Here is a 25,873-nt window from a genome sequence, read left to right as displayed (position 1 = left end):
GTTTTTTACCTGATAAATGTAAGACGCAGCAAAAAATGCGAAACGTTTTCCAGTTTTCGGTCGAATAGCGTTTGCGCCTGACGGCGTATAAATGAAAAAAGCACCCTGACGGTGCTTTTTTCGGGTTCAAGTTTTGCGTTAAAACTTAACCGTAAATATTGGCGCGATCGCGCAGTTCTTTACCCGGTTTAAAGTGAGGAACGTATTTTCCTTCCAGTTCCACTTTATCGCCGGTCTTGGGGTTACGTCCGGTACGAGGCGCGCGGTAATGCAAAGAAAAACTGCCGAAACCGCGGATTTCAATACGCTCGCCCTGCGCAAGAGTCGAGGCCATATGCTCCAGCATCTCTTTTACCGCGTCTTCAACCGCCTTAGCGGGAATGTGAGATTGCTGGGTTGCAAGTCTTTCAATCAATTCTGACTTGGTCATAATTCCTCCGGTTCCTTAAAGGCAAATTGGCTGCAGCCGTGAGATTGATTAAGGGCGGCCGTAGCCGCCCTTAGTGCTTGATTACAGGCCGAAACCTGCAATCTGTCAAGTAATCTCGTTATACTTCGGACTAAAAGACCCGAAGTTTCAGAGGATTACTCGCCTTTAGCTGCTTTGAATGCTTCAGCCATTGCGTTGTTAGAGAAGTTTGCATCTTCCTGTTTGTTAACAGTTGCGATGGCATCTTTCTCGTCAGCTTCGTCTTTCGCACGAACAGACAGGCTGATTGCGCGGTTTTTACGATCAACGCCTGTGAATTTAGCTTCAACGTCGTCGCCAACGCTCAGAACCAGAGTCGCATCTTCAACGCGGTCACGGGATGCTTCAGAAGCACGCAGGTAACCTTCAACGCCGTCAGCCAGTTCTACGGTTGCGCCTTTCGCGTCAACTGCAGTGACTTTACCGGTTACGATAGCGCCTTTCTTGTTCAGAGCAACCCAGTTGTTGAACGGATCTTCTGCGAGCTGTTTAACGCCCAGGGAGATACGTTCACGTTCTGCGTCAACCTGCAGAACAACTGCAGCGATTTCGTCGCCTTTTTTGTATTCACGAACTGCTTCTTCGCCTGCAACGTTCCAGGAGATGTCAGACAGGTGAACCAGGCCGTCGATGCCGCCGTCCAGGCCGATGAAGATACCGAAGTCAGTGATAGACTTGATTTTACCTTCAACGCGGTCGCCCTTGTTGTGGGTTTCTGCGAACTGCTGCCACGGGTTAGATTTGCACTGCTTCAGACCCAGGGAGATACGACGACGTTCTTCGTCGATATCCAGAACCATCACTTCCACTACGTCGCCAACGTTAACCACTTTGGACGGGTGGATGTTTTTGTTGGTCCAGTCCATTTCGGAAACGTGAACCAGGCCTTCAACGCCTTCTTCGATTTCAACGAAGCAGCCGTAGTCGGTCAGGTTGGTCACGCGACCGGTCAGTTTGGTACCTTCCGGATAACGTTTAGCGATAGCAACCCACGGATCTTCGCCCAGCTGTTTCAGGCCCAGAGATACACGGGTACGCTCGCGGTCGAATTTCAGCACTTTCACGTTGATTTCGTCGCCAACGTTCACGATTTCGCTCGGATGCTTAACGCGTTTCCAGGCCATATCAGTGATGTGCAGCAGGCCGTCAACGCCGCCCAGATCAACGAATGCACCGTAGTCAGTGAGGTTCTTAACGATACCTTTAACTTCCATGCCTTCCTGCAGGTTTTCCAGCAGCTGATCGCGTTCTGCGCTGTTTTCGGATTCGATAACGGCACGACGAGAAACCACAACGTTGTTACGTTTCTGGTCCAGCTTGATTACTTTGAATTCAAGCTCTTTGCCTTCCAGGTGCAGAGTGTCACGCACCGGACGAACGTCTACCAGAGAACCTGGCAGGAACGCGCGAATACCGTTCAGCTCAACAGTGAAGCCACCCTTAACTTTGCCGTTGATAACACCGGTAACAGTTTCAGCATCTTCGTAAGCTTTTTCCAGCGTGATCCATGCTTCGTGACGTTTAGCTTTCTCACGAGAGAGCAGAGTTTCACCGAAGCCGTCTTCTACTGCATCCAGAGCAACGTCAACTTCGTCACCAACCTGGATTTCCAGTTCGCCCTGGGCGTTTTTGAACTGCTCAGCCGGAATGGCAGACTCAGATTTCAGACCGGCGTCAACCAGTACTACGTCTTTGTCGATAGCAACAACAACACCACGAACGATGGAACCCGGGCGGGTTTCGATTTCTTTTAAGGATTCTTCAAAGAGTTGAGCAAAAGATTCAGTCATGTTTAATCTTCAGGTTTCATATTTAACGTCCACCTGGCTCCGTGCCGGATGGGGTTGTTTAACATACCCGCTGTCAATCCTTTGCAACGGGGGTACTACAAATTCGGTCGCATTTAAGCGAGAGCCAATTTTTGGCGCGCATATTGTAACGCTTTTTCAATCACTTGCTCAATGCTTAATCGGGTAGAATCCAAAACTAATGCATCAGCAGCAGGAACTAACGGCGCTACAGCGCGATTACGATCGCGATCGTCGCGTTCCTTGATCTCGGCCAAAAGGCGTTCAAAGTTAACACTAAAGCCATTCTCCTGCAACTGTAGCATACGTCGATGCGCACGTTCCTCCGAGGAGGCGTCAAGGAAAATTTTTACCGGCGCATCCGGGAAGACCACGGTCCCCATATCGCGTCCATCGGCGATTAAACCAGGCGCTTCGCGGAATGCACGTTGGCGGCGAAGAAGCGCTTCACGCACGCGTGGGAATGCCGCCACCTGGGATGCCGCGTTCGCGACTTCCTGCGTACGAATTTCGCCGCTAACGTCCTCGCCTTCCAGGATAACTTCCAGGTTGCCGTCCGTTGAGACGAAACGCACGTCCAGATGGGACGCCAGCGGCACCAGCGCATCTTCAGAGGCGAGATCGACATGGTGATGCAATGCCGCCAGCGCCAGTACGCGGTATATCGCGCCGGAATCCAGCAGATGCCATTGCAATGCTTCCGCCATTGCTTTGCACAAGGTGCCTTTACCTGCACCGCTTGGGCCATCAATGGTTATTACCGGGGCAATTGCCGTCATCTTTATCTCCTTAAACAGGCGTACCGTTAACGTAAACGCCGCGCATTATACGCGCCAACGCTCGCGACCGTTAACGTTGCGTGCAAAAACCAGTTTTGTCTGTAATCAGATGCGGAATAATTGCGCAATTATAGCGGGCCGGCGAGAAACCAGCCCGAAAGATGACAATGATTTACTTTTTATCTTCGGCAATTCTGTCGCGCATATGCTGCGCGCGATCGGCTGAAGCCGGGTGGGAGTCCATCAATGATTTTGCATGACCTGCGTCCATTGTGGCGAATTTATCGAATGCCGTGACTAAGCCCTGGGTGTTAATCCCGCGTTTTTTCAGCAGATCGTAAGAGAAGTCATCCGCATCCGACTCCTGACTGCGAGAAAACGCCGAATTGATGACGCCTTCCGCCAGATCGCCCAATTGAGACTGGGAAAGCTGCGCTGCGACGCCGCTGGTGGCGGAAATCGCATCGCGAGCCGCCAGCGTGGCATAAGCGGTCTGCATTGCCTTGCGAGAGTGCCCTAAAGAGACATGGCCCAGTTCATGGCCCAGTACGCCTTCAATTTCATTATCGGTCATCAGATCCATCAGGCCGGAGTATACGCGAACGCAACCGTTCGCCATCGCCCATGCGTTGATATCGCTGGTCATATAGACTTTATAGCTAACCGGCGTACCGTCAATGTTGTTACCCAGCGCTTTGGCGATTTTGCTCAGACGTTTGGTGTATTTGCTTTTCGAACCTGCCAGTTGATTCTCGCTGTCCATTTGTTTACAGGCATTATTAGATAATGCCTTAACATCCGCATCGGACAGTGTGGCGGCTTTGTAGGCTGACATGCCTGAACTGGCGATTAAATTGCCATTCACGCCATTTTTACATCCTGCCAGTAGCGTGGCGGAAATCGCCACCGCCAGTAGTAATGATTTATTTTTCATACTAATCTTCCGTTGATAACTATTATAAAAAACACATAAATCAATGTGTTAAATCATCAACAAATTAGCATTAGTCATAATTATAAAAATAGTGCGAATACGGACTCGGCGCGCCAGCCCGTCGACTGGCGCAACAGAAGACTTAGGCAGGCGTACTCATTCGCGCCAGTTGTTCGAAATAATCAGGGAACGTTTTTGCGGTACATTTAGGGTCCAGGATCGTAACTGGCGTATCGGACAGTGCGACCAGTGAGAAGCACATCGCCATACGGTGGTCGTTGTACGTGCCAATATCCGCGTGTTGGAGCTTCGCCGGCGGCGTGATACGAATATAGTCGTGCCCTTCTTCGACTTCAGCGCCCACTTTACGTAGCTCGGTCGCCATCGCGAACAGGCGATCGGTTTCTTTCACTCGCCAGTTATAAATATTGCGCAACGTCGTGGTTCCTTTCGCAAACAGCGCCGTGGTGGCAATCGTCATCGCCGCATCCGGAATATGGTTCATATCCATATCTATGGCGTGCAATTCACCGCGCGTGCAGGCAATAAAATCATCGCCCCAGGTAATGGTCGCGCCCATTTTCTCCAGCACATCGGCAAAACGAATATCGCCCTGCATACTTTTGCGGCCAATCCCGGTCACTTTTACCGTGCCGCCTTTTATCGCCCCGGCGGCGAGAAAATAGGACCCTGACGAGGCATCGCCCTCGACCAGATAGCGACCTGGAGAGTGATACTGTTGACCGCCCTTCACGACAAATTGTTGGTAGTGATGGTTCGCTATCTCCACGCCAAAGGTTTTCATTAAATTTAGCGTGATATCGATGTAAGGTTTTGATACCAGTTCGCCTTTAACGCGAATAATTGTGTCTTCAGGCGCCAGCGGTGCCGTCATCAGCAGAGCGGTCAGGAACTGGCTGGAAACGCTACCATCAACCTCAATGTCGCCGCCGATAAAACCGCCGCGCAGACGCAGGGGCGGATAATTTTCCTGCTCCAGGTAATCAATATTCGCCCCGCCCTGACGCAGCGAATCAACCAGATGGCCTATCGGACGCTCTTTCATACGCGGTTCGCCGGTTAACACTATCTCATTTTGCCCCAGACATAGCGCTGCCGCTAACGGACGCATCGCGGTTCCGGCATTACCGAGAAACAGTTCCAGAGCGCCTGACGCGCGTAATGCGCCGCCATTACCCGTGATATCACAGCGGGTGCGATCGGCAGAAAGGGTGTAATTGATCCCCAACGCGCTCAAGGCATTGAGCATATGGCGGACGTCATCGCTATCCAGCAGATTCGTCAGAACGGTTTTACCACAAGCTAAAGCCGCCAGGAGCAAAGCACGGTTTGAAACACTTTTGGAGCCAGGTAAATTAATGGCGCCATCGACCCGCGCGATGGGTTGTAACGTCAGGGATTCCATGAAACTCAACTCTCAAAAAACAGAAATAAAAACCCCACAGACTGGCCGTGGGGATGAAAAAAGAAACGTATTAGCCGTGGCGACGCTCAAAATCGATCATGAAATCGGTCAGCGCTTTTACCCCTTCAATCGGCATGGCGTTATAGATAGAGGCGCGCATACCGCCAACAACACGGTGCCCTTTTAAGGCGTGCAGACCGGCGGCGAAAGACTCTTCCAGAAAGACCTTGTCCAGCGTATTGTCCGCTAACTGGAACGGAACATTCATCCGCGAACGGTTGGCCTGTGCGACATCGTTACGGTAGAAATCGCTGTTATCAATCACACCGTACAGCAACTCCGCTTTTTGCTGATTGATTTTGTGCATCGCCGCCACGCCGCCCTGCGCTTTCAACCATTTGAACACCAGACCGGAAAGATACCAGGCGAAAGTCGGCGGCGTATTAAACATCGAGTCGTTATCATTCAGGACGGTGTAGTCGAGGATGGACGGGCAGCTCTCATGCGCCTTGCCTAACAGATCCTCCCGGACGATAACCAGCGTCAGTCCTGCCGGACCGATATTCTTCTGCGCGCCAGCATAAATTACGCCATAGCGAGAGACGTCCAGCGGCGCAGACAGGATGGTAGAAGAAAAGTCCGCCGTGACGACCACCTCCGGGCCAAAATCCGGCGTTTCATCGATGGCGATGCCGTCAATGGTCTCATTCGGGCAATAGTGCAAATAAGCGGCATTATCGGAAAGCTGCCACTCGCGCATCGGTTTTACGGCACGTTTGCCGTCCACGGTGATTTTGGCGTCGATAATCTGCGGCGCACAGTATTTTTTGGCTTCTTTGATGGCGCTCGCCGCCCAGTAACCAGCATCGACATAATCCGCCGTGGTTTTATCGCCCAGCAGATTGAGCGGCACGCCAGCAAACTGCCCGCGACCGCCGCCGTGACAAAATAAGACTTTATAGTTGGAGGGGATATTAAGGAGATCGCGAAAATCCTGCTCCGCCTCTTCAGCGACCTGGATAAACTCTTTGCCTCGATGGCTAATTTCCATTACCGACGTACCAAGACCGTGCCAGTCACGCAGTTCCTGTTGCGCCAGTTTAAGTACTTCCGCCGGTAGCATCGCCGGACCTGAACTAAAATTAAAGACCTGAGCCATTTCCCCTCACCACGCTGCATTGTTTCCTGCCTGACAGACATCAGGCAAACGTTATTCATGTGAATATCGGTTTTATCATTCAGTGACACGCGCCGCAATGGGTAAAACAATGCGAGGAGAAAATGCGGCATGCGTCACACAACAGAATCTTCCGGATTAACCGTATAAATCCGATATTTTCGCTGTTAAACAACGCGTTTAGCCCGGCTTGCCTTCGTCCATTCTGGATTTGCGCAGCGCGGACATAATTGCTTTTCCCCGATATTCATGCGTATCACTTCACTGCAACGTACGCAGGCATAGTCGCCAGCCTCCGGCGCCACGATAAAGCGTGGCGTACAGTGCTCAGGAAGAATGCTTAACCCCGGCTTAACGTCTTTATTTTCAAAGAAATAGACGCTGATTTGTCCGTTTGTCTCCAGGATGGCCAGTCTGACCTGCCCCAGTTGCTCAACGCCATTCAAGCGAAGCTCCATAAAAAACTCAAACTCCGTCATGTTCGAGCGCTGCAGTTTTTCCCACGCCAGTTCGCCGTCTTCAACAATGACCACCGACTTGCCTTCCAGCAGATCTTCCAACTTTTCACTATGCGCCATCAGCCACATGACCAGGCGATAGAGCAGCGCCAGGGTGATGAATACCACCAGAACAGGGAGCATCGGAACGTCATCATAAAACGCGACGTCGCCTGCCGCCGACCCCAATGTCAAAATGATCAGCACTTCAAAAAGCGACATTTGCCGTACGCCGCGTCGTCCTGTCACCTTTAAGAAAAGAAACACCAGAACAAAGGTGTAAAAGCTACGCAGCGCCACTTCCCCCAAAAACGCTACCGGCACGTTATCCAGCGCCATTCGTTGCAAATCAAATGCTTTCATTTTTTATGCTCTTCCTGTGAATGCCAGTGTAAAAGCATAGCCAATACTTTTATTTCCGCCGATGTCCCGGCGAGATAGCGCCCGTCACATAAAACCCGTATCATTGCGCGCTTTCCGTACGACAAAAGTGATTTTCATGACGCAAACATTTATTCCCGGCAAAGACGCCGCGCTGGAAGACTCCATCGCCCGCTTCCAGCAAAAGTTACTCGACCTCGGCTTTCACATCGAAGAGGCCTCCTGGCTGAACCCGGTGCCAAACGTCTGGTCAGTGCATATTCGCGATAAAGAGTGCGCGTTATGCTTTACCAACGGAAAAGGCGCGACCAAAAAAGCGGCGCTGGCCTCGGCGCTGGGCGAATACTTCGAGCGTCTGTCAACCAACTACTTCTTTGCTGATTTCTGGCTGGGCGAAACGGTCGCCAATGGGCCATTCGTGCATTACCCGAACGAAAAGTGGTTCCCGCTGACTGAAAATGACGACGTACCGGAAGGCTTGCTTGATGCCCGTCTGCGCGCGTTTTACGATCCGGAACATGAACTCACCGGAAGCCAGTTAATTGATCTTCAGTCCGGCAATGAAGCTCGCGGCGTCTGCGGCCTGCCATTTACCCGTCAGTCCGATAACCAGACCGTGTATATTCCGATGAATATCATCGGCAACCTGTACGTCTCTAACGGAATGTCCGCCGGCAATACGCGTAATGAAGCCCGCGTTCAGGGACTGTCGGAAGTCTTCGAGCGTTATGTGAAAAATCGCATCATTGCGGAAAGTATCAGTCTGCCGGAGATTCCCGCAGAGGTGATGGCGCGTTATCCGGCGGTAATGGAGTCAATCGCCACGCTGGAAGCCGAGGGTTTCCCGATTTTCGCCTATGACGGCTCGCTGGGCGGTAAGTATCCGGTTATCTGCGTCGTGCTGTTCAACCCGGCTAACGGTACCTGCTTTGCTTCTTTTGGCGCCCATCCTGACTTTGGCGTTGCGCTGGAGCGTACAGTGACCGAGCTACTCCAGGGACGCGGTCTGAAAGATCTTGATGTCTTCACGCCACCAACGTTCGATGATGAAGAAGTCGCGGAGCACACTAATCTGGAGACCCACTTCATCGACTCCAGCGGCCTGATTTCCTGGGATCTGTTCAAACAGGACGCCGATTATCCGTTCACGGACTGGAGTTTTTCCGGCACTACCGAAGAAGAGTTCGCCACGCTGATGGCCATCTTTGCTGCTGAAGATAAAGAAGTTTACATTGCCGATTACGAGCATCTCGGCGTATACGCCTGTCGTATTATCGTACCGGGAATGTCTGATATTTATCCTGCCGAAGATCTGTGGCTGGCCAACAACAATATGGGTAGCCATCTTCGTGAGACTCTGCTTTCGCTGCCCGGTAGCGCCTGGAATAAAGAAGATTATCTCAATCTGATTGAACAATTGGATGAAGAAGGTTTTGACGATTTCACCCGCGTGCGTGAACTGTTGGGTCTGGCGACCGGAGCGGACAATGGTTGGTATACACTGCGCGTCGGCGAATTAAAAGCAATGTTAGCGTTAGCGGGCGGCGATTTGGAGCAGGCGCTAATCTGGACAGAATGGACGATGGAGTTCAATTCGTCGGTCTTTAGTCCGGCACGCGCAAACTATTACCGTTGCCTGCAAACTCTGCTGCTCCTGTCGCAAGAAGATGCGCGTCAGCCACTGCAATATCTCAATGCTTTTATAAAAATGTATGGCGCAGAGGCTGTAGAGGCCGCCAGCGCCGCGCTTAGCGGTGAAGCGGCTTTTTATGGACTACCGGCTGTCGACCACGATCTACAAGCGTTCCCGGCGCATCAGTCCTTGTTAAAAGCGTATGATAAATTACAGCGCGCGAAAGCGGCATACTGGTCAAAATAAGGCCATATGAGTGACTTAGGGTAGGTTTACCCTCTCGGCTGCGTTATATTACGGGGCGCCTTTGCGGCCCCGTTTTATTTATTTTCGCTAAACGGCGAAAAATGTAATAACAAGGTTAAATATTGGTTGTTGATATTAAATTAATTGACATAGTGATGTTACTTTATTTGTTGATTACTCCATATTAATTAACCGTGCAGCAGGAGGAGTCAGGAAAAAATTCAACTCTATTTATAATTTTTAAAATTTATTTTTATTAGGATAATCAAAAAGTTACACCGCAATTGCATAAAAGCCATGCGACTTACGGGCCTATAAGCCAGGCGAGATATGATCTATATCAAATTCTCATCTATAATGCTTTGTTAGTATCTCGTCGCCGACTTAATAAAGAGAGAGTTAGTGTGAAAGCTGACAACCCTTTTGACCTTTTACTCCCTGCAGCAATGGCCAAAGTGGCTGAAGAAGCAGGCGTCTATAAAGCAACGAAACATCCGCTTAAGACTTTCTATCTGGCGATTACCGCCGGCGTATTCATTTCAATTGCCTTTGTTTTTTATATTACTGCGACAACCGGTACTGGCGCGATGCCTTATGGCATGGCGAAACTTATCGGGGGTATCTGTTTCTCTTTGGGACTGATTCTCTGTGTTATTTGCGGCGCTGATCTCTTTACCTCTACTGTTCTGATCGTTGTAGCTAAAGCTAGCGGTCGCATCACCTGGGGGCAACTGGCTAAAAACTGGTTAAACGTCTATTTTGGTAACCTGATTGGCGCTCTGCTTTTCGTGTTACTGATGTGGCTTTCCGGCGAGTATATGACTGCCAACGGTCAATGGGGACTTAACGTCCTGCAAACCGCCGACCACAAAATGCACCACACTTTTATTGAAGCTGTCTGCCTCGGTATTCTGGCGAACCTGATGGTTTGTCTGGCCGTGTGGATGAGCTACTCAGGTCGTAGCCTGATGGACAAAGCGTTCATCATGGTACTGCCCGTCGCCATGTTTGTCGCCAGCGGTTTTGAGCACAGTATCGCAAACATGTTTATGATTCCTATGGGTATTGTAATACGCGATTTTGCTACACCGGAGTTTTGGACCGCGGTTGGTTCGTCTCCGGAAAGTTTTTCTCACCTGACCGTGATGAGCTTCATCACTGATAACCTGATTCCGGTCACGATCGGTAATATTATCGGCGGCGGTTTGTTGGTCGGGTTGACATACTGGGTCATTTACCTGCGTGGTAACGAGCATCATTAATCTGTTGATGCCCATTACACGCAGTAAATAAAAAATCCACTTAAGAAGGTAGGTGTTACATGTCCGAGCTTAATGAAAAGTTAGCCACAGCCTGGGAAGGTTTTACCAAAGGTGACTGGCAGAATGAAGTAAACGTCCGTGACTTCATTCAGAAAAACTACACTCCGTATGAGGGTGACGAGTCCTTCCTGGCTGGCGCTACTGACGCGACCACCAAGCTGTGGGACAGCGTAATGGAAGGCGTTAAACAGGAAAACCGCACTCACGCGCCTGTTGACTTTGACACCTCCGTTGCTTCCACCATCACTTCTCACGACGCTGGCTACATCAACAAAGCGCTTGAGAAAATTGTTGGTCTGCAGACTGAAGCTCCGCTGAAGCGTGCGATTATCCCGTTCGGCGGCATCAAAATGGTTGAAGGTTCCTGCAAAGCGTACAATCGCGAGCTGGACCCAATGATCAAAAAAATCTTCACCGAATACCGTAAGACTCACAACCAGGGCGTGTTCGACGTTTATACTCCGGACATCCTGCGTTGCCGTAAATCCGGCGTTCTGACCGGTCTGCCGGATGCGTATGGCCGTGGCCGTATCATCGGTGACTACCGTCGCGTAGCGCTGTACGGTATCGACTACCTGATGAAAGACAAATTCGCACAGTTTACGTCTCTGCAATCCGATCTGGAAAACGGCGTAAATCTGGAAGCGACTATCCGTCTGCGTGAAGAAATCGCTGAACAGCACCGCGCTCTGGGTCAGATCAAAGAAATGGCAGCTAAATACGGCTGCGATATCTCTGGTCCGGCGACTAACGCTCAGGAAGCAATCCAGTGGACTTACTTCGGTTACCTGGCTGCGGTTAAATCTCAGAACGGCGCAGCAATGTCCTTCGGTCGTGTATCCACCTTCCTGGATGCGTACATCGAACGTGACCTGAAAGCAGGCAAAATCACCGAGCAAGACGCACAGGAAATGATTGACCACCTGGTCATGAAACTGCGTATGGTTCGCTTCCTGCGTACTCCTGAATATGATGAACTGTTCTCCGGCGACCCGATTTGGGCAACCGAATCTATCGGCGGTATGGGCGTTGATGGCCGTACTCTGGTCACCAAAAACAGCTTCCGTTTCCTGAACACCCTGTACACCATGGGGCCGTCTCCGGAGCCGAACATCACCGTTCTGTGGTCTGAAAAACTGCCGCTGAACTTCAAGAAATTCGCCGCTAAAGTCTCCATCGACACCTCTTCTCTGCAGTACGAGAACGATGACCTGATGCGTCCGGACTTCAACAACGATGACTACGCTATCGCATGCTGCGTAAGCCCGATGATCGTTGGTAAACAAATGCAGTTCTTCGGCGCGCGTGCAAACCTGGCGAAAACCATGCTGTACGCTATCAACGGCGGCGTTGATGAAAAACTGAAAATGCAGGTTGGTCCGAAATCCGAACCGATCAAAGGCGATGTTCTGAACTTCGACGAAGTGATGGACCGCATGGATCACTTCATGGACTGGCTGGCTAAACAGTATGTCACCGCGCTGAACGTTATCCACTACATGCACGACAAGTACAGCTACGAAGCCTCTCTGATGGCGCTGCACGACCGTGACGTTATCCGCACCATGGCGTGTGGTATCGCAGGTCTGTCCGTTGCTGCTGACTCCCTGTCTGCCATCAAATATGCGAAAGTTAAACCGATTCGTGACGAAGATGGTCTGGCTATCGACTTCGAAATCGAAGGCGAATACCCGCAGTTTGGTAACAACGACGCTCGTGTAGATGACATGGCGGTTGACTTGGTAGAACGTTTCATGAAGAAAATTCAGAAACTGACCACCTACCGTGGCGCTATCCCGACGCAGTCTGTTCTGACCATTACTTCTAACGTTGTGTATGGTAAGAAAACCGGTAACACCCCGGATGGTCGTCGCGCTGGCGCGCCGTTCGGACCAGGTGCTAACCCGATGCACGGTCGTGACCAGAAAGGCGCTGTCGCTTCTCTGACCTCCGTTGCTAAACTGCCATTTGCTTACGCGAAAGATGGTATTTCTTATACCTTCTCTATCGTTCCGAACGCACTGGGTAAAGACGACGAAGTTCGTAAGACTAACCTGGCAGGTCTGATGGATGGTTACTTCCACCACGAAGCGTCCATCGAAGGCGGTCAGCACCTGAACGTCAACGTCATGAACCGTGAAATGCTGCTGGACGCGATGGAACATCCGGAAAAATATCCGCAGCTGACCATCCGTGTATCTGGTTACGCAGTACGTTTTAACTCCCTGACGAAAGAACAGCAGCAGGACGTTATTACTCGTACCTTCACGCAGACCATGTAATGGGTTTGACTGAAATTACGCCATAAAAAGCGTACAAAAAAGGCTCCATATCAGTGGGGCCTTTTTAATGACTTTTTATATAAGCATATTGCGACAACTCGACTTTTCACTTATAAATAAAGTGTTATTATGTGATCTATATATTCTTCTTAGAATAGCATCAATTTCTCTTTTATTATTTTGATAATCATCATAATCCTTATTTAATACATCAGAAAACAGCATGGTGTTAGTTTCTATTAAATCAGATGACAATGACGGTTTATATGCTTGTAGCAGATAGCTAAGTGTTGGATGAACCATATCAAACAGGACTTCCCCCTCTAATTCCCAGTAACCTATTTTAAAAAATTGGGTAGTAATATTAAAAGACCCCATTTGAAGACAGCGTAGTTTATTCTTCTCCTCTTCAGTAAGAGTACCATTCCATTCAACACATTCCATTTTTCGATCTTCTCCAGATCGCATAAGCTTATAAAGTTCATCCTTAACGTCATCATCCTCATTAACTGCATCTTTAAGTTTATTAGCAAATCCTTCTAATAATTCTGGATAGCGAGAAATTTTTTCTCCATACTTAATACATATTTTAAGAAACAACTCTTCTTCATCTTCTTCCATCACTTTAAAAATACAGTTTTCTGAAACATTGAGGAGACGATGCAAATTACATTTATCAATAACCTTGCCATCAATCTCAAATAAAACTTGTGTCTGATTCATATCAAAACGCATAACAAAGCGGTCTTGTTGAGATGGATTAGCATATTGTTTTAATTGTGTAAAGGCATGTATCTTCTCCATGCCGGTTATATCAACATTAAGTTCAGCTTGATTTTCACGTTCACATCCATGGATGAGTGTATATAATACCTCCAGCACCTCTTGTTTTTTGTGTGTTCTGAAGCAGTCCTTAAATCTATCCCATACCCCCATGTATAGCGCTTCTTCTTTATCAGGACTCATCAAACGGGCTAGCCGTGAATGATTAATTTCATAGTTATGACGATTACCAAAACTTAACGTAACTGGCATAATAACTCCCTTGATTATTTACCGCGAAAGCAAGATCCAATCCGTTGCTCTCATTTTTTGATTAAAACCACACTCTATTTAAGAGATTGAATCAGCCTGGGTTTAGAAATGACATCAGATTTACACCTGATTGCGCGTTGAATGCGACGCCAGGCGCTGGACAGCGCATAACGTTCTTTGGACACATCTGAATTATGTTGAGAATTATTTTCGTTCTGACCACAACAAAACGGCGCCAACCATTCGAAAAAAGAGGCGGATCATAAACAGCAAAACCAGGACGCTATGGATGATACACTTGCAGTATGTATTGCGGTTTGGGCGTTAAACAGAGGTACCGGGCTGATGAATGAGCCAGAATTTCTGGCGGTGCGAGTTATGCAGCATAGATTTGCCGTATATTTTATACTGAATAGAGGTAAAATAGCTCCATTGCAGCACATTCTGGAACAGCCACACATTCTGTAGTCCAAAATTTACGCTCGCAGTACCGCTTTTTTACAGGATGCAACCCCCTTACCAGGGTGCTCAACATGCCCGGAATGTGTCCATAAACCCCATGTTATTTAGAGCTAGCCGAAGCGATATGAGTAACTTAACCGATTGTATTACAAATGAAAGTGTTGCAGTAACTGCTGATAAAAAGCCGGTTATTGGTCGCATTCACTCCTTTGAGTCCTGTGGCACCGTTGATGGCCCAGGCATCCGCTTTATTACCTTTTTTCAGGGCTGCCTGATGCGCTGCCTGTATTGCCATAACCGCGACACATGGGATACGCATGGCGGTAAAGAAATCACCGTTGAAGACTTAATGAAAGAGGTGGTGACCTATCGGCATTTTATGAATGCTTCTGGCGGCGGCGTGACGGCATCCGGCGGCGAGGCCATTTTGCAGGCAGAATTTGTACGCGACTGGTTTCGCGCCTGTAAAAAAGAAGGTATCCACACCTGTCTCGACACCAACGGCTTTGTGCGCCGTTATGACCCGGTGATTGATGAACTGTTGGACGTTACCGATCTGGTGATGCTCGATCTCAAGCAGATGAATGATGAGATCCACCAGAATCTGGTCGGTGTCTCTAATCACCGGACGCTGGAATTCGCGCAGTATTTATCAAAGAAAAATGTGAAGGTCTGGATCCGTTACGTTGTCGTTCCCGGCTGGTCTGACGACGATGATTCCGCGCATCGCCTGGGCGAGTTTACCCGCGATATGGGTAATGTCGAAAAAATCGAACTGTTGCCCTATCATGAGCTGGGCAAACATAAATGGGTGGCAATGGGCGAAGAATATAAACTGGATGGCGTGAAGCCGCCTAAAAAAGAGACCATGGAGCGTGTAAAGGGTATTCTTGAGCAGTATGGTCATAAAGTGATGTATTAATCGCCTGCTATCTTACCCGCTTTTAAACGGCTACCCATGACGGTAGCCGTTTTGCTGTCTGGATAACGCTCTTACCGCTAAAATACCCGACCCCGCCATCAGACAGGCATGGTTAACAATATTGCGCTAACCAGGTATTAAATACAGAGTCGCTTATCTGCTGCTGGGTTGAAGGTCTGACAACTATTGCTGCCCCCGGCGCCTGTTAATACCGTGGTCTCCGCCTGGAACCCAGGCACCTGTAACCTTAAAAGGCGCTCGCCTGACAGGAGCGCCGTGGAAAAGAGCGTCGTTATGTGTTTCTACGCGCCAGCAGTGGGAAAATTAATCCCAACCCGACCAGGACAAAAGGCGTCACGATGTTCAACGTCAGCTGGAATGTCCACTCCGGCGTGAACGCCTCCATTTTGGGGAAAATACCGGTAAGGCAGGCAAACGCGGTGAAGGCAAAACACCATATTCCCACAGTTAACGCCAACGCCCGGTTGCGAATAAACACATATTCGGGTTTGTACTTTTGCGCCAGTCGAATGACGGCAATAAAGGCGACAAATACCCACAGATAGCGCAGCGGCATAACGACTGAATTGAGATTAAGCAGCCATTTGTACAGGTTGTTCATATCGCCGATGCCAAGCGTTGGCAACATAATCAAGATAGCGACCAACACTAATGTCAGCAAATAACCGTTAACAGGCGTACCTGAAGCGTTAGTACGACATAAGCGCTGCGGGATATATTTAGTGTCTGCATCACCCAGTAAAACTTTCAGTGGCGCATCAATAGAAAACACCAGCGCGGCGATTTGCCCCAGAGTATTGGCAATGGCATAAATCACCATTAATGAATTACCCATATGGTAATACTCACCCAATTTCTGGAATGCATAATATTGCCCATTGGTCATTAAATCGTCAGGTATATGCCGGGAATCAAACATCATTCCCATCGCCAACGAACCGAGGATAGCGCAGACCGCAACCATGACGGCTAAAAAGAGCATCCCCTTCGGAAATTCTTTTCCTGGATTCCGCGTCTGGTTGACATAAGGCGAGATCTTCTCTGCCCCACCAACCGCAAAGACCAACATAGAGATGGTGGTGATATAGGTAAAATCGATATGAGGAATAAATGACTGCCAGGTGATGTTAGTGGTCGCAATTTCAACGTTTGTAATTGCTGGCGCGGTCACTGCCATCACAACATATAAAATTGACATGATAAACATGGCAATCCCGGCCACAGACCCAACAACCTTTAGCGATTTCATCCCCCTGGAAGCAACCCACATAAAGAAAACAAACAATGCCAGCGTCAGCCCCTGCAAGGCAACGACGGTATATTCTTTTATCAACGAGCCGTCGCCTTTTAAAGCCCATCCCAATGCAATGAGTATCGCCTGCGGCTTTTGCGCCAGGTAGGGAATATGCACGACCCAATAGGTCCATGCCGCAAGGTAAGCCAACCCCGGCCCCATCGTATGCTTAATCCAGGTACTGACGCCCCCTTTTCCCTCTTTGAAGGTTGAGCCCAGTTGCCCCACGATTAAGGCATAAGGAATGAAATAGAGCGCAAAAATAAACACCCAGGAGAAGACAACCACTAACCCCTGGTTAGCATAGTTATTGACAACATTGCCGAATCCCCAAACGGTAATAAACGACATCAGGGCGATGTTGTACCATCGCAACTGTTTTTCCTGCACATTCGGCATAACGCGATCCTTCGTGAACACAATGCTATTACTATAAATGAAGCGGGGGATTATGCGCGGTAAAGACGAAGAGAGAAAATAGAGGAGCGCAAAATTATAACCTTCGGCACATTTTATTTTTCAGTAAAGCAAGAAAATTATGCAGGTCAATTATTTTACGTAAAACATAAACAAAGAGTATGCAAGACTCACGTCCTGCATACGATTCAGAGAACAGTTAGATGTGGGCGACAGGATTAGGCGTCTGGCCGGCGTTACGTAACAGCATCAGCAGATAAATAAACGATACGCTGGCGATCATAATAAACAGCAGATTATCTGAATAATTCTGCATTAACATCGCAGCAAAAGACGGCCCCAACAGGCTCCCTACCGTATAACTTAACAACAGCGCCTGGTTCATTGCCACAAGCTGGTGGTGTTCGACTTTTTCACAGGCCCAGGCCATTGCAACGGGATAAAGCGTAAAACCCGCCGCCCCCAGAATAAACAGAGCTGGCGCCATCGCCGCCTGGGTTAACATGGCAATACTACCGAGTATGACAACGAATACCTGTACGCGTAACACCAGCAAGCGACCAAATTTGTCCGCCAGACGTCCCATTGGCCATTGCCCCAAAATGCCGGCGCTCACCAGCACCGCCATCCAGAAACCGATGCTGGCGTTAGCCATCCCCTGATGCTTCAGATATAACGGCATCAGGCCATATAATGAACCAAGAACAATGCCGGAAATAATACAACCATTCACGCCAAGACGCGCCTGGCGTAGCTTCAGCATGGCGCTAATAGAAGAGGAATGACGTGCCTGCGTTTGCTGATTTACAATTCGGGTAAAGAGTAGCGGCAGAATTCCCGCCAGAATCATTCCGGTCACCCAGGGAAGGACGTGCAGCAATTCACCAGATACTTTACTGACCAATAATTGTCCAAGGAAGGTCCCCATGTAATAGACCATCATATAGGCAGCCAGCAGGCGCCCGCGATTATGCGAGGTTCCGCTGCACATCAACGCGCTTTCGACAACCACCCAAATCATGGCGCAGCCGATGCCGGCAATAAAACGCCAGCTCATCCAGCTCCAGAACCCCACCATCACCCCCAACCCGACACAACCCGCGGCGAAGATCAGCGAGGCAAGATAATAGCTATGGTTAAACCCAATGCGTTTAATTAAATACCCGGTAAATAACGTCCCGACCAGATTGCCGGTAAAATAAGACGAGCTGACCATCCCCACCTGCCAGGTCGGAAGGTTTGCCTGAGCAAGCCACAGCGGCACAAGCGTATTCAGTACCGCAATGGCCAGAGTCAACAAAAGTAGCCCGCACAGCAAAAGCATGACGGGACGGGTATAGGTGGACATGAATAAAAACCGTGAGGAAGTTCAAATTTCATGCGCATCATGCCATCGCCAAAAACATTGTCAATCGGCTCCGCATGGGCGATCCGCAAGTTTTGAGACTATCGATTTGATTTACTTATTATGCACGTGAATATATTGAAAGGCTAAAAATTCATCCCCTTGTTTTTATTGATCTGACCTGCAAAATCGGCGTTTTGTTCAGTCGAAAAATTTCATGGTTCCTTTAGCTTCGTTTTCTTCTCTATAGATTTATATGCGCCTTCTCCGCCCCGGTTATATTCCTTAGATTGATGGCGGCTAAAGGCGAATTCGGCCTGCACGTTCTGCAGGCCGAATGCGCGTCAACGCGTTAGCTGGCTACCGCCATGCCCACGGTCATATGCAGCCCATAGAATACGCCGCGGCCAATCAATTCCCCCGCCAGCATCAGAATGAAGGCGACAGAGAGCAACGGTACCGCAGGTTGATACCCTTTTAACTGTGGCACAATCCAGCAGCACAACGCCGCCGCAAGCAGCACCATACGCCAGGCCATCAGCGAACCATAATCCGGCACCAGAGCAGACGCCTGCTGAATGGAACTATGAATCGTCGCCAGTTCCGCGCCCTGCATGGCCACCATAATGGCAATAACCACCAGCGCCAGCACCGAAACCGCAGGCAACAAACGCATCGCCCAACCGTTCACGCCCGCGATGCGCAGCAGCAGATAACCCAGTAGCGGGCCACCCATAAAGAGCGTCAGGAAGAAGCCCAGCGGCGTCCAGACGCTATACCAGGTCGGTACTGTATCGATGCTGTTATAGACGCGTACCATCATCCAGACGAAGACGACGCCCAGTACCATCGTGATAATCAGCCAGAGTGTGCGCAGTGCCGGCGGCAGCTTTTTCAGTACCGCCAGCAGCCAGCCAATCCCGCCGACCGCAAAAAACACCGAGCCGCTGGCAATTTCATTGCTCAGTGCGGAAGCACCTACGCGGTTAAGCGAGTTAAACGCGCGCATCGGCGAGCCCAGATGCAGCATCGAGGCGATAAAGCCAATCCCCATCAGCACCCACAGACCAAACATACAGGCGATCACCCGCTGCTGCGTTTCCGCGCGCAGGTCGCCCTTCATCAGCGCCAAAGCCAGAACAATAAAACCACCGACCACGCACTGACCAAAGACCGTGAAGATCATCAACGGCCATTCATGCCATCCACTTCCCATCTTATACCTCCTTCGGATTAGCCAGATAACCGGTGGTGTCCCCGGTCGGGCGGCTGTTGGCGTTGGGTTTAATCACAATATTCGGCTTCGTGAAATGCGCGCGCGGCAACGGCGCGACGGCAGCCAGCTCACCGTGTTTTTTGCGCAGTTCGTCTATCGGGCCAAAATCCAGCGCCCGCAGCGGGCAGGATTCCACGCAAATCGGTTTCTTGCCTTCCGCCACCCGGTCATAACAGCCGTCGCACTTGGTCATATGACCTTTGGCCGCGTTGTACTGCGGCGCGCCGTAAGGGCAGGCCATGTGGCAGTAGCGGCAGCCGATACAGACCTCTTCATTCACCACCACAAAACCGTCATCGCGCTTGTGCATCGCGCCGCTCGGGCAGACTTTGGTACAGGCCGGGTCTTCGCAGTGGTTGCATGAAATGGAGAGATAGTAGGCAAAGACGTTCTGGTGCCAGACGCCGTTATCTTCCTGCCAGTCGCCACCCGCATACTCATAAATGCGGCGGAAGCTGACATCCGGGGTCAAATCTTTGTAGTCCTTGCAGGCCAGTTCGCAGGTTTTGCAACCGGTGCAACGGCTGGAATCAATAAAAAATCCATACTGGGTTGTCATCGGTTACTCCTTACGCCTTTTCAACCTGAACGAGGTTCGTATGTGACGGGTTCCCCTTCGCCAGCGGAGAAGGACGTTGGGTCGTCAGTACGTTAATACATCCGCCCTGATCCACGCGTTTTGCATCCGGGTCATACCATGCGCCTTCTCCCAGGGCGACCACACCCGGCATCATGCGCGGCGTCACTTTAGCCTCGATATGAACTTCGCCGCGATCGTTGAAGATGCGGACTTTATCGCCATTGTTGATACCGCGTTTCTGCGCATCCATTGGGTTAATCCACATTTCCTGGCGACAGGCGGCTTTCAGTACGTCTACGTTGCCATAAGTGGAATGCACACGCGCTTTATAGTGGAAACCCGTCAACTGCAGCGGGAATTTATCCGTTAGCGGATCGTTATAGTTTTCAAAACCTGGCGTGTAGATCGGTAATGGATCGATCACGTCGCCTTCCGGCAGCTCCCAGGTAGCGGCGATATCCGCCAACGCCTGTGAATAGATTTCAATCTTGCCCGATGGCGTTGTAAGTGGATTCGCTTGCGGATCTTCGCGGAAGTCTTTATAGGCGACATGGTGGCCTTCGGGGTCGCGCTGTTTGAAGATGCCTTGCTTACGGAACTCCTCAAAGGTGGGCAGATTCGGAATGGATTTACGCGACTGTTCGTACAGATGACGCATCCACTCTTCTTGCGTCCGTCCTTCGGTAAACTGTTGCTCCACGCCAAGACGTTTCGCCAGTTCGCTGGTCATCTCATAAATCGTCTTACACTCGAAGCGCGGTTTAATTGCCTGGTCAGTGAAGATAACGTAAGACATGTTCCCGCAGGAGGCATCCAGCGCAAAGTCCATCTGCTCAGAAGCAGTGCAATCCGGCAACAGAATATCGGCGTATTTTGCCGACGAGGTCATATGACAGTCGATAACGACGATCATTTCGCATTTCTTGTCATCCTGCAGGATTTCGTGGGTGCGGTTAATCTCAGAGTGCTGGTTAATCAAACAGTTGCCAGCATAGTTCCAGATCATTTTAATCGGCACGTCCAGCTTATCTTTCCCCCGCACGCCATCACGCAGCGCCGTCATTTCCGGGCCGCGTTCAATGGCATCGGTCCACATAAACATGGAGATGCTGGTTTCAACCGGGTTTTCTAACGTGGGCATACGTTCAAATGGCAGGGCATAAGACCCTTCGCGCGCGCCGCTGTTACCTCCGTTAATCCCAACATTACCCATCAGGATCGCCAGCATCGAGATGGCGCGCGTGGCGATTTCTCCATTAGCATGACGTTGTGGTCCCCATCCCTGGCAAATATAGGCGGGTTTAGCGCTGCCGATTTCTCGCGCCAGCTTAATAATGCGATCCGCCGGGATACCGGTAATTTGCGCCGCCCACTCCGGCGTCTTCGCGATACCGTCTTTACCCTGGCCCAGAATATAGGCTTTGTAGTGACCGTTTTTCGGCGCGCTGGCAGGCAAGGTTTTTTCGTCATAACCAACGCAATATTTATCCAGGAACGGCTGATCGACCATGTTCTCGGTGATTAAGACATATGCCAGACCATTGACCAGCGCCGCATCGGTACCTGGACGAATCGGAATCCACTCATCTTCGCGACCGGCGCCGGTGTCGGTGTAACGAGGATCGATAATGATCATCCGCGCGTTTGATTTCTGCCGCGCCTGTTCAAGGTAATAGGTTACACCGCCCCCGCTCATGCGGGTTTCGCCAGGGTTATTACCAAACAACACCACCAGCTTACTGTTTTCAATGTCGGATGGACTATTGCCATCCGCCCAGCCGCCATAGGTGTAGTTCAGACCCGCTGCGATTTGCGCGGAAGAGTAATCACCGTAGTGGTTAAGATAACCGCCGCAGCAGTTCATCAGACGAGCGACCAGCGTTTTTCCTGGCGGCCATGAACGTGTCAAAGTGCCGCCCAGCGTACCCGTGCCATAGTTCAGATAAATGGACTCGTTGCCATACTCTTTGATAAGACGCTGCATATTGGTGGCAATGATATCGTAGGCTTCGTCCCAGCTAATACGCTCAAATTTACCTTCGCCGCGCGCGCCGACGCGCTTCATCGGATACTTGAGCCGATCCGGGTTATAGACGCGACGACGCATAGAACGACCGCGCAGGCAGGCGCGAACCTGGTGCAGGCCATCGTAATCATCGTTTCCGGTATTATCCGTTTCTACATATTTGATTTCGCCATCCACAACATGCATACGTAGCGGACAACGGCTGCCACAGTTTACCGTACAGGCGCTCCAGACGACTTTCTCGCCGGTTTTCGTCGGGCTTATCGCCTCTGCGGCGTTAGCGATGCGGGTAAATGGCAGGGTAAATGCGCTACTGGCCATCGCCAGGCCGCCTATCGCGGTGGTTTTGACTAAACCACGACGGCTCACCTCGGCTGCCAGCACGGCATCAGGGATCTTAGTTTTCATAAGGGCTCACTCTGCTGCTCACAATAAAAAAAACAATAAAACGATGTATAGAATTTTATATAGCGATAGCATCGCTATAAAGTCTGATATATATCGAAAAAGTAGAAAAATAGTGTTAAAAACTGACCTTCATTCGAAATCAGTATTACCCCTAATAGGGTAGGGATTATTGTCCGGTATCAAACTGGCATAAAAAAAGCGCCCGAAGGCGCTTTTTAGAAGAGGAGAAAGCGAGGATTAGCCGATATATTCCAGTCCGTTCATGTACGGACGTAATACTTCCGGCACTTCAATGCGGCCATCAGCCTGCTGATAGTTTTCCATCACGGCCACCAAGGTACGACCTACCGCCAGACCAGAACCATTAAGGGTATGGACCAGACGGGTCTTTTTGTCGGACTTGCTGCGACAGCGCGCCTGCATACGACGCGCCTGGAAGTCCCAGACGTTAGAGCAGGAAGAGATCTCGCGGTAGGTATTCTGCGCCGGAACCCAGACTTCGAGGTCATAGGTTTTGCAGGCGCCGAAGCCCATATCGCCAGTGCACAGAATGATTTTACGGTACGGCAGTCCCAGTAGCTGGAGCACTTTTTCCGCGTGGCCGGTCATCTCTTCCAACGCAGCCATAGAATCTTCCGGGCGAACGATCTGCACCATTTCCACTTTGTCAAACTGATGCATACGAATCAGGCCACGGGTATCACGACCATAAGAACCTGCTTCAGAACGGAAACAAGGCGTATGCGCCGTCATTTTAATCGGCAGCTGATCTTCGTCGATGATTTCATCGCGTACCAGATTGGTCAGCGGAACCTCCGCCGTCGGGATCAAAGCATAGTTGCTGCTGTCTGCTTCTTCTTCCAGCGGACGGGTATGGAACAAGTCGCCTGCGAATTTCGGCAGTTGACCGGTGCCATACAGCGTGTCGTGGTTAACCAGATACGGCACGTAGTTTTCGCTATAGCCGTGCTGTTCCGTATGCAGATCCAACATGAACTGCGACAATGCGCGATGCATACGCGCAATCTGTCCTTTCATCACCACAAAACGGGAGCCGGTCAGCTTAACCGCGGCGGCAAAGTCGAGGCCGGAGTGCATTTCCCCTAAGGTGACGTGATCGCGGATTTCAAAATCAAACTCACGCGGGGTACCCCAGCGGCTGACTTCAACGTTGTCGTTTTCATCTTTACCTACCGGCACTTCATCCGCAGGCAGGTTTGGGATGGTCAGCGCGATATCGCGGATCTCCGCCAGCAAGGTATCCAGCTCGGCTTTCGCCGCATCCAGCTCTTCGCCCAGTTTATTCACTTCCAGGCGTAAAGGCTCAATATCTTCCCCGCGCGCTTTCGCCTGGCCGATGGATTTCGATCGAGAATTACGCTCCGCCTGCAGGTTTTCCGTGTTGACCTGCAAAACTTTACGACGCTCTTCAAGAGCGCGCAGCTTATCTACATCCAGCTTAAAGCCCCGGCGTGCCAGTTTTTCAGCGACTGCGTCTGGCTCATTACGCAGCAGATTGGGATCGAGCATGCTTATCCTGTGCTTATCGAATAATAAAAGGAAACGCGATCAATTGATGATCGCCTCTGATTGTATTGATGAACGTAAACCGCGTTTACGTAATAGCGACGTTTTCGCCTTACCTGACCGACGACAGCAACAACGCATCCATTGCGCTATACCCGCGGATCTCATAAGCAACGTGCTATCAGGCATAACGAGGTTCATCATCAACGCCATGATACCTGGAGCATCATATTTAGAGATAACCTTACCGCAACGTTTACACTAGCGGTAGCGTTTTGTGGGGCTATTTTGATCCTGTTCAGCCAGCCAGGCGAGCTTTTCGCCAATCTTACCTTCCAGACCACGATTTGTCGGATGATAATAGCGCGTTTGCGCGATTTCCGGCGGGAAGTACACTTCACCCGCAGCATAGGCATTGGGCTCATCGTGGGCATAGCGGTATTCCTGGCCATAGCCCATCTCTTTCATCAGTTTGGTTGGCGCATTACGCAGATGGACAGGAACGTCATAATCAGGACGTTCGCGCGCGTCGGCCAGCGCAGCCTTAAAGGCGGTATAGACGGCGTTGCTCTTCGGCGCGCAGGCGAGATAAACGATAGCCTGCGCGATCGCCCTTTCGCCTTCAGCCGGGCCGACGCGGGTGAAACAATCCCATGCGGCAATGGCGACCTGCATCGCGCGCGGATCGGCATTACCCACATCTTCCGAGGCAATCGCCAGGCAGCGACGCGCCACGTACAGCGGATCGCCTCCCGCGGTAATGATACGGGCATACCAATAGAGGGCGGCATCCGGCGCGCTGCCGCGCACTGATTTATGTAAGGCGGAAATAAGATCGTAGAAGCGATCGCCTTTGTTATCAAAACGCGCGCAGCGCTCGCCGGCGATCTCGGTCAACAAGGCGGGCAATAAAACGCGTTTGCCGCTGTCATCCGCCTCCGCCATATCAGCCATCATTTCCAGCGTATTTAAGGCGCGCCGCGCGTCGCCATTGACCAGCTCAGCAATCGCTCGCCGTGTCTCATCCGGTAACACGATATCCTGATCGCCGTAACCACGCGTTTTGTCCTGCATCGCCTGGTCCAGTACTTGCTCAATATCGTCAGTGGTCAACGATTTCAGCAGATAGACCCGCGCTCGCGACAAGAGCGCTGAGTTCAGCTCAAAAGAGGGATTTTCCGTGGTCGCGCCGATAAAGGTGATAGTGCCATCTTCGATATGCGGTAAAAAGGCGTCCTGCTGGCTTTTGTTAAAGCGATGCACTTCATCGACAAACAGGATGGTACGGCGACCGGCATTACGATTCTGGCGGGCGCGCTCGATAGCTTCGCGAATCTCTTTTACCCCAGAAGTGACGGCGGAAATACGCTCGACATCGGCGCTGGCGTAGCGGGCGATCACTTCAGCGAGCGTGGTTTTCCCCGTCCCTGGCGGCCCCCATAAAATCATGGAGTGCAGATGCCCGGCCTCAATAGCGCGAGGCAACGGCTTACCTGCGGCCAGCAAATGCTGCTGGCCGATATACTGCGCTAAATTTTCCGGCCGCATTCGCGCGGCCAGCGGTTGAAACGTATTATCAGAAAAATCGAGCGACAGATTGCTCACT

19 protein-coding genes and 1 pseudogene are annotated in these 25,873 nt (G+C 50.6%); 5 read left to right on the top strand and 15 right to left on the bottom strand.

The features are described 5' to 3' along the window. Nucleotides 1-145: 145 nt before the first annotated feature. The 7 genes from ihfB to J4728_RS00705 form a co-directional block, all read right to left on the bottom strand. On the bottom strand, nucleotides 146-430 hold the full coding sequence (ihfB, locus tag J4728_RS00735) for an integration host factor subunit beta (RefSeq protein WP_000167332.1): 285 nt from the start codon (nucleotides 428-430) through the stop codon (nucleotides 146-148). A 155-nt stretch (nucleotides 431-585) separates the two neighbouring features. Continuing rightward, nucleotides 586-2,259 (bottom strand): 30S ribosomal protein S1, encoded by a 1,674-nt coding sequence (gene rpsA / locus J4728_RS00730; protein ID WP_000140324.1) that lies wholly within the window; start codon nucleotides 2,257-2,259, stop codon nucleotides 586-588. Between the two features lie 113 nt (nucleotides 2,260-2,372). Next, nucleotides 2,373-3,056, bottom strand: a complete 684-nt coding sequence (gene cmk / locus J4728_RS00725; protein ID WP_000125007.1) for a (d)CMP kinase — start codon at nucleotides 3,054-3,056, stop codon at nucleotides 2,373-2,375. A 172-nt stretch (nucleotides 3,057-3,228) separates the two neighbouring features. Then, a complete protein-coding gene (locus J4728_RS00720) occupies nucleotides 3,229-3,990 on the bottom strand; it encodes a M48 family metallopeptidase (protein WP_000792301.1) in 762 nt (253 codons plus the stop codon). A 142-nt stretch (nucleotides 3,991-4,132) separates the two neighbouring features. Continuing rightward, on the bottom strand, nucleotides 4,133-5,416 hold the full coding sequence (gene aroA, locus J4728_RS00715; protein WP_208210909.1) for a 3-phosphoshikimate 1-carboxyvinyltransferase: 1,284 nt from the start codon (nucleotides 5,414-5,416) through the stop codon (nucleotides 4,133-4,135). A gap of 70 nt (nucleotides 5,417-5,486) precedes the next feature. Then, nucleotides 5,487-6,575, bottom strand: coding sequence for a 3-phosphoserine/phosphohydroxythreonine transaminase (serC, locus tag J4728_RS00710; protein ID WP_000079591.1), 1,089 nt, complete (start codon nucleotides 6,573-6,575; stop codon nucleotides 5,487-5,489). Nucleotides 6,576-6,760: 185 nt separating this feature from the next. Then, complete coding sequence (locus tag J4728_RS00705; RefSeq protein WP_000642867.1) at nucleotides 6,761-7,453, bottom strand: DUF421 domain-containing protein; 693 nt, start codon at nucleotides 7,451-7,453, stop codon at nucleotides 6,761-6,763. Nucleotides 7,454-7,589: 136 nt separating this feature from the next. Here J4728_RS00705 and ycaO point away from each other — a divergent pair, with 136 nt between their 5' ends. From ycaO to pflB, 3 genes are all read left to right on the top strand, one after another. Next, nucleotides 7,590-9,350 (top strand): 30S ribosomal protein S12 methylthiotransferase accessory factor YcaO, encoded by a 1,761-nt coding sequence (gene ycaO, locus J4728_RS00700; protein ID WP_001748319.1) that lies wholly within the window; start codon nucleotides 7,590-7,592, stop codon nucleotides 9,348-9,350. A 404-nt stretch (nucleotides 9,351-9,754) separates the two neighbouring features. Further along, the gene (gene focA, locus J4728_RS00695) at nucleotides 9,755-10,612 is read left to right on the top strand and encodes a formate transporter FocA (protein ID WP_000642539.1); all 858 of its coding nucleotides are present in this window, start codon (nucleotides 9,755-9,757) and stop codon (nucleotides 10,610-10,612) included. 59 nt (nucleotides 10,613-10,671) lie between these two features. Then, nucleotides 10,672-12,954 (top strand): formate C-acetyltransferase, encoded by a 2,283-nt coding sequence (gene pflB, locus J4728_RS00690; RefSeq protein WP_001292799.1) that lies wholly within the window; start codon nucleotides 10,672-10,674, stop codon nucleotides 12,952-12,954. A gap of 75 nt (nucleotides 12,955-13,029) precedes the next feature. Here pflB and sopD2 read toward each other — a convergent pair whose 3' ends face one another. Further along, nucleotides 13,030-13,989, bottom strand: coding sequence for an SPI-2 type III secretion system effector SopD2 (gene sopD2, locus J4728_RS00685; protein ID WP_208210907.1), 960 nt, complete (start codon nucleotides 13,987-13,989; stop codon nucleotides 13,030-13,032). 130 nt (nucleotides 13,990-14,119) lie between these two features. Between sopD2 and J4728_RS23765 the strand changes: the two are divergent. Continuing rightward, nucleotides 14,120-14,457 (top strand): annotated as a pseudogene (locus tag J4728_RS23765) (cytoplasmic protein). Nucleotides 14,458-14,575: 118 nt separating this feature from the next. Beyond that, a complete protein-coding gene (gene pflA, locus J4728_RS00680) occupies nucleotides 14,576-15,373 on the top strand; it encodes a pyruvate formate lyase 1-activating protein (RefSeq protein ID WP_000067928.1) in 798 nt (265 codons plus the stop codon). A 292-nt stretch (nucleotides 15,374-15,665) separates the two neighbouring features. Here pflA and J4728_RS00675 read toward each other — a convergent pair whose 3' ends face one another. From J4728_RS00675 to rarA, 7 genes are all read right to left on the bottom strand, one after another. Then, nucleotides 15,666-17,087: an APC family permease gene (locus J4728_RS00675; RefSeq protein ID WP_001134268.1), complete on the bottom strand. Its 1,422-nt coding sequence runs from the start codon at nucleotides 17,085-17,087 to the stop codon at nucleotides 15,666-15,668. Between the two features lie 217 nt (nucleotides 17,088-17,304). Beyond that, entirely contained in the window at nucleotides 17,305-18,453 is a 1,149-nt protein-coding gene (locus J4728_RS00670) for an MFS transporter (protein ID WP_000109264.1), read from the bottom strand. Between the two features lie 349 nt (nucleotides 18,454-18,802). After that, a complete protein-coding gene (locus tag J4728_RS00665) occupies nucleotides 18,803-19,666 on the bottom strand; it encodes a dimethyl sulfoxide reductase anchor subunit family protein (protein ID WP_000534715.1) in 864 nt (287 codons plus the stop codon). A gap of 1 nt (nucleotide 19,667) precedes the next feature. After that, complete coding sequence (dmsB, locus tag J4728_RS00660; RefSeq protein ID WP_000213069.1) at nucleotides 19,668-20,285, bottom strand: dimethylsulfoxide reductase iron-sulfur subunit DmsB; 618 nt, start codon at nucleotides 20,283-20,285, stop codon at nucleotides 19,668-19,670. A 10-nt stretch (nucleotides 20,286-20,295) separates the two neighbouring features. Next, nucleotides 20,296-22,740 (bottom strand): dimethylsulfoxide reductase subunit A, encoded by a 2,445-nt coding sequence (dmsA, locus tag J4728_RS00655; protein ID WP_208210906.1) that lies wholly within the window; start codon nucleotides 22,738-22,740, stop codon nucleotides 20,296-20,298. A 237-nt stretch (nucleotides 22,741-22,977) separates the two neighbouring features. Next, nucleotides 22,978-24,270 carry a serine--tRNA ligase gene (gene serS / locus J4728_RS00650; RefSeq protein ID WP_000886697.1) on the bottom strand — a complete coding sequence of 431 codons (1,293 nt, stop codon included), beginning with the start codon at nucleotides 24,268-24,270 and terminating at the stop codon, nucleotides 22,978-22,980. 258 nt (nucleotides 24,271-24,528) lie between these two features. Continuing rightward, on the bottom strand, nucleotides 24,529-25,872 hold the full coding sequence (gene rarA / locus J4728_RS00645; protein WP_208210904.1) for a replication-associated recombination protein RarA: 1,344 nt from the start codon (nucleotides 25,870-25,872) through the stop codon (nucleotides 24,529-24,531). Nucleotide 25,873 lies beyond the last annotated feature (1 nt).

Source organism: Salmonella sp. 32070601201500089SM (assembly GCF_017573605.1).
Classification (GTDB): Bacteria; Pseudomonadota; Gammaproteobacteria; order Enterobacterales; family Enterobacteriaceae; genus Salmonella; species Salmonella enterica.
The sequence above is the reverse complement of the archived record's forward strand: the minus strand, read 5'-3'. Positions and strand labels throughout refer to the sequence as shown.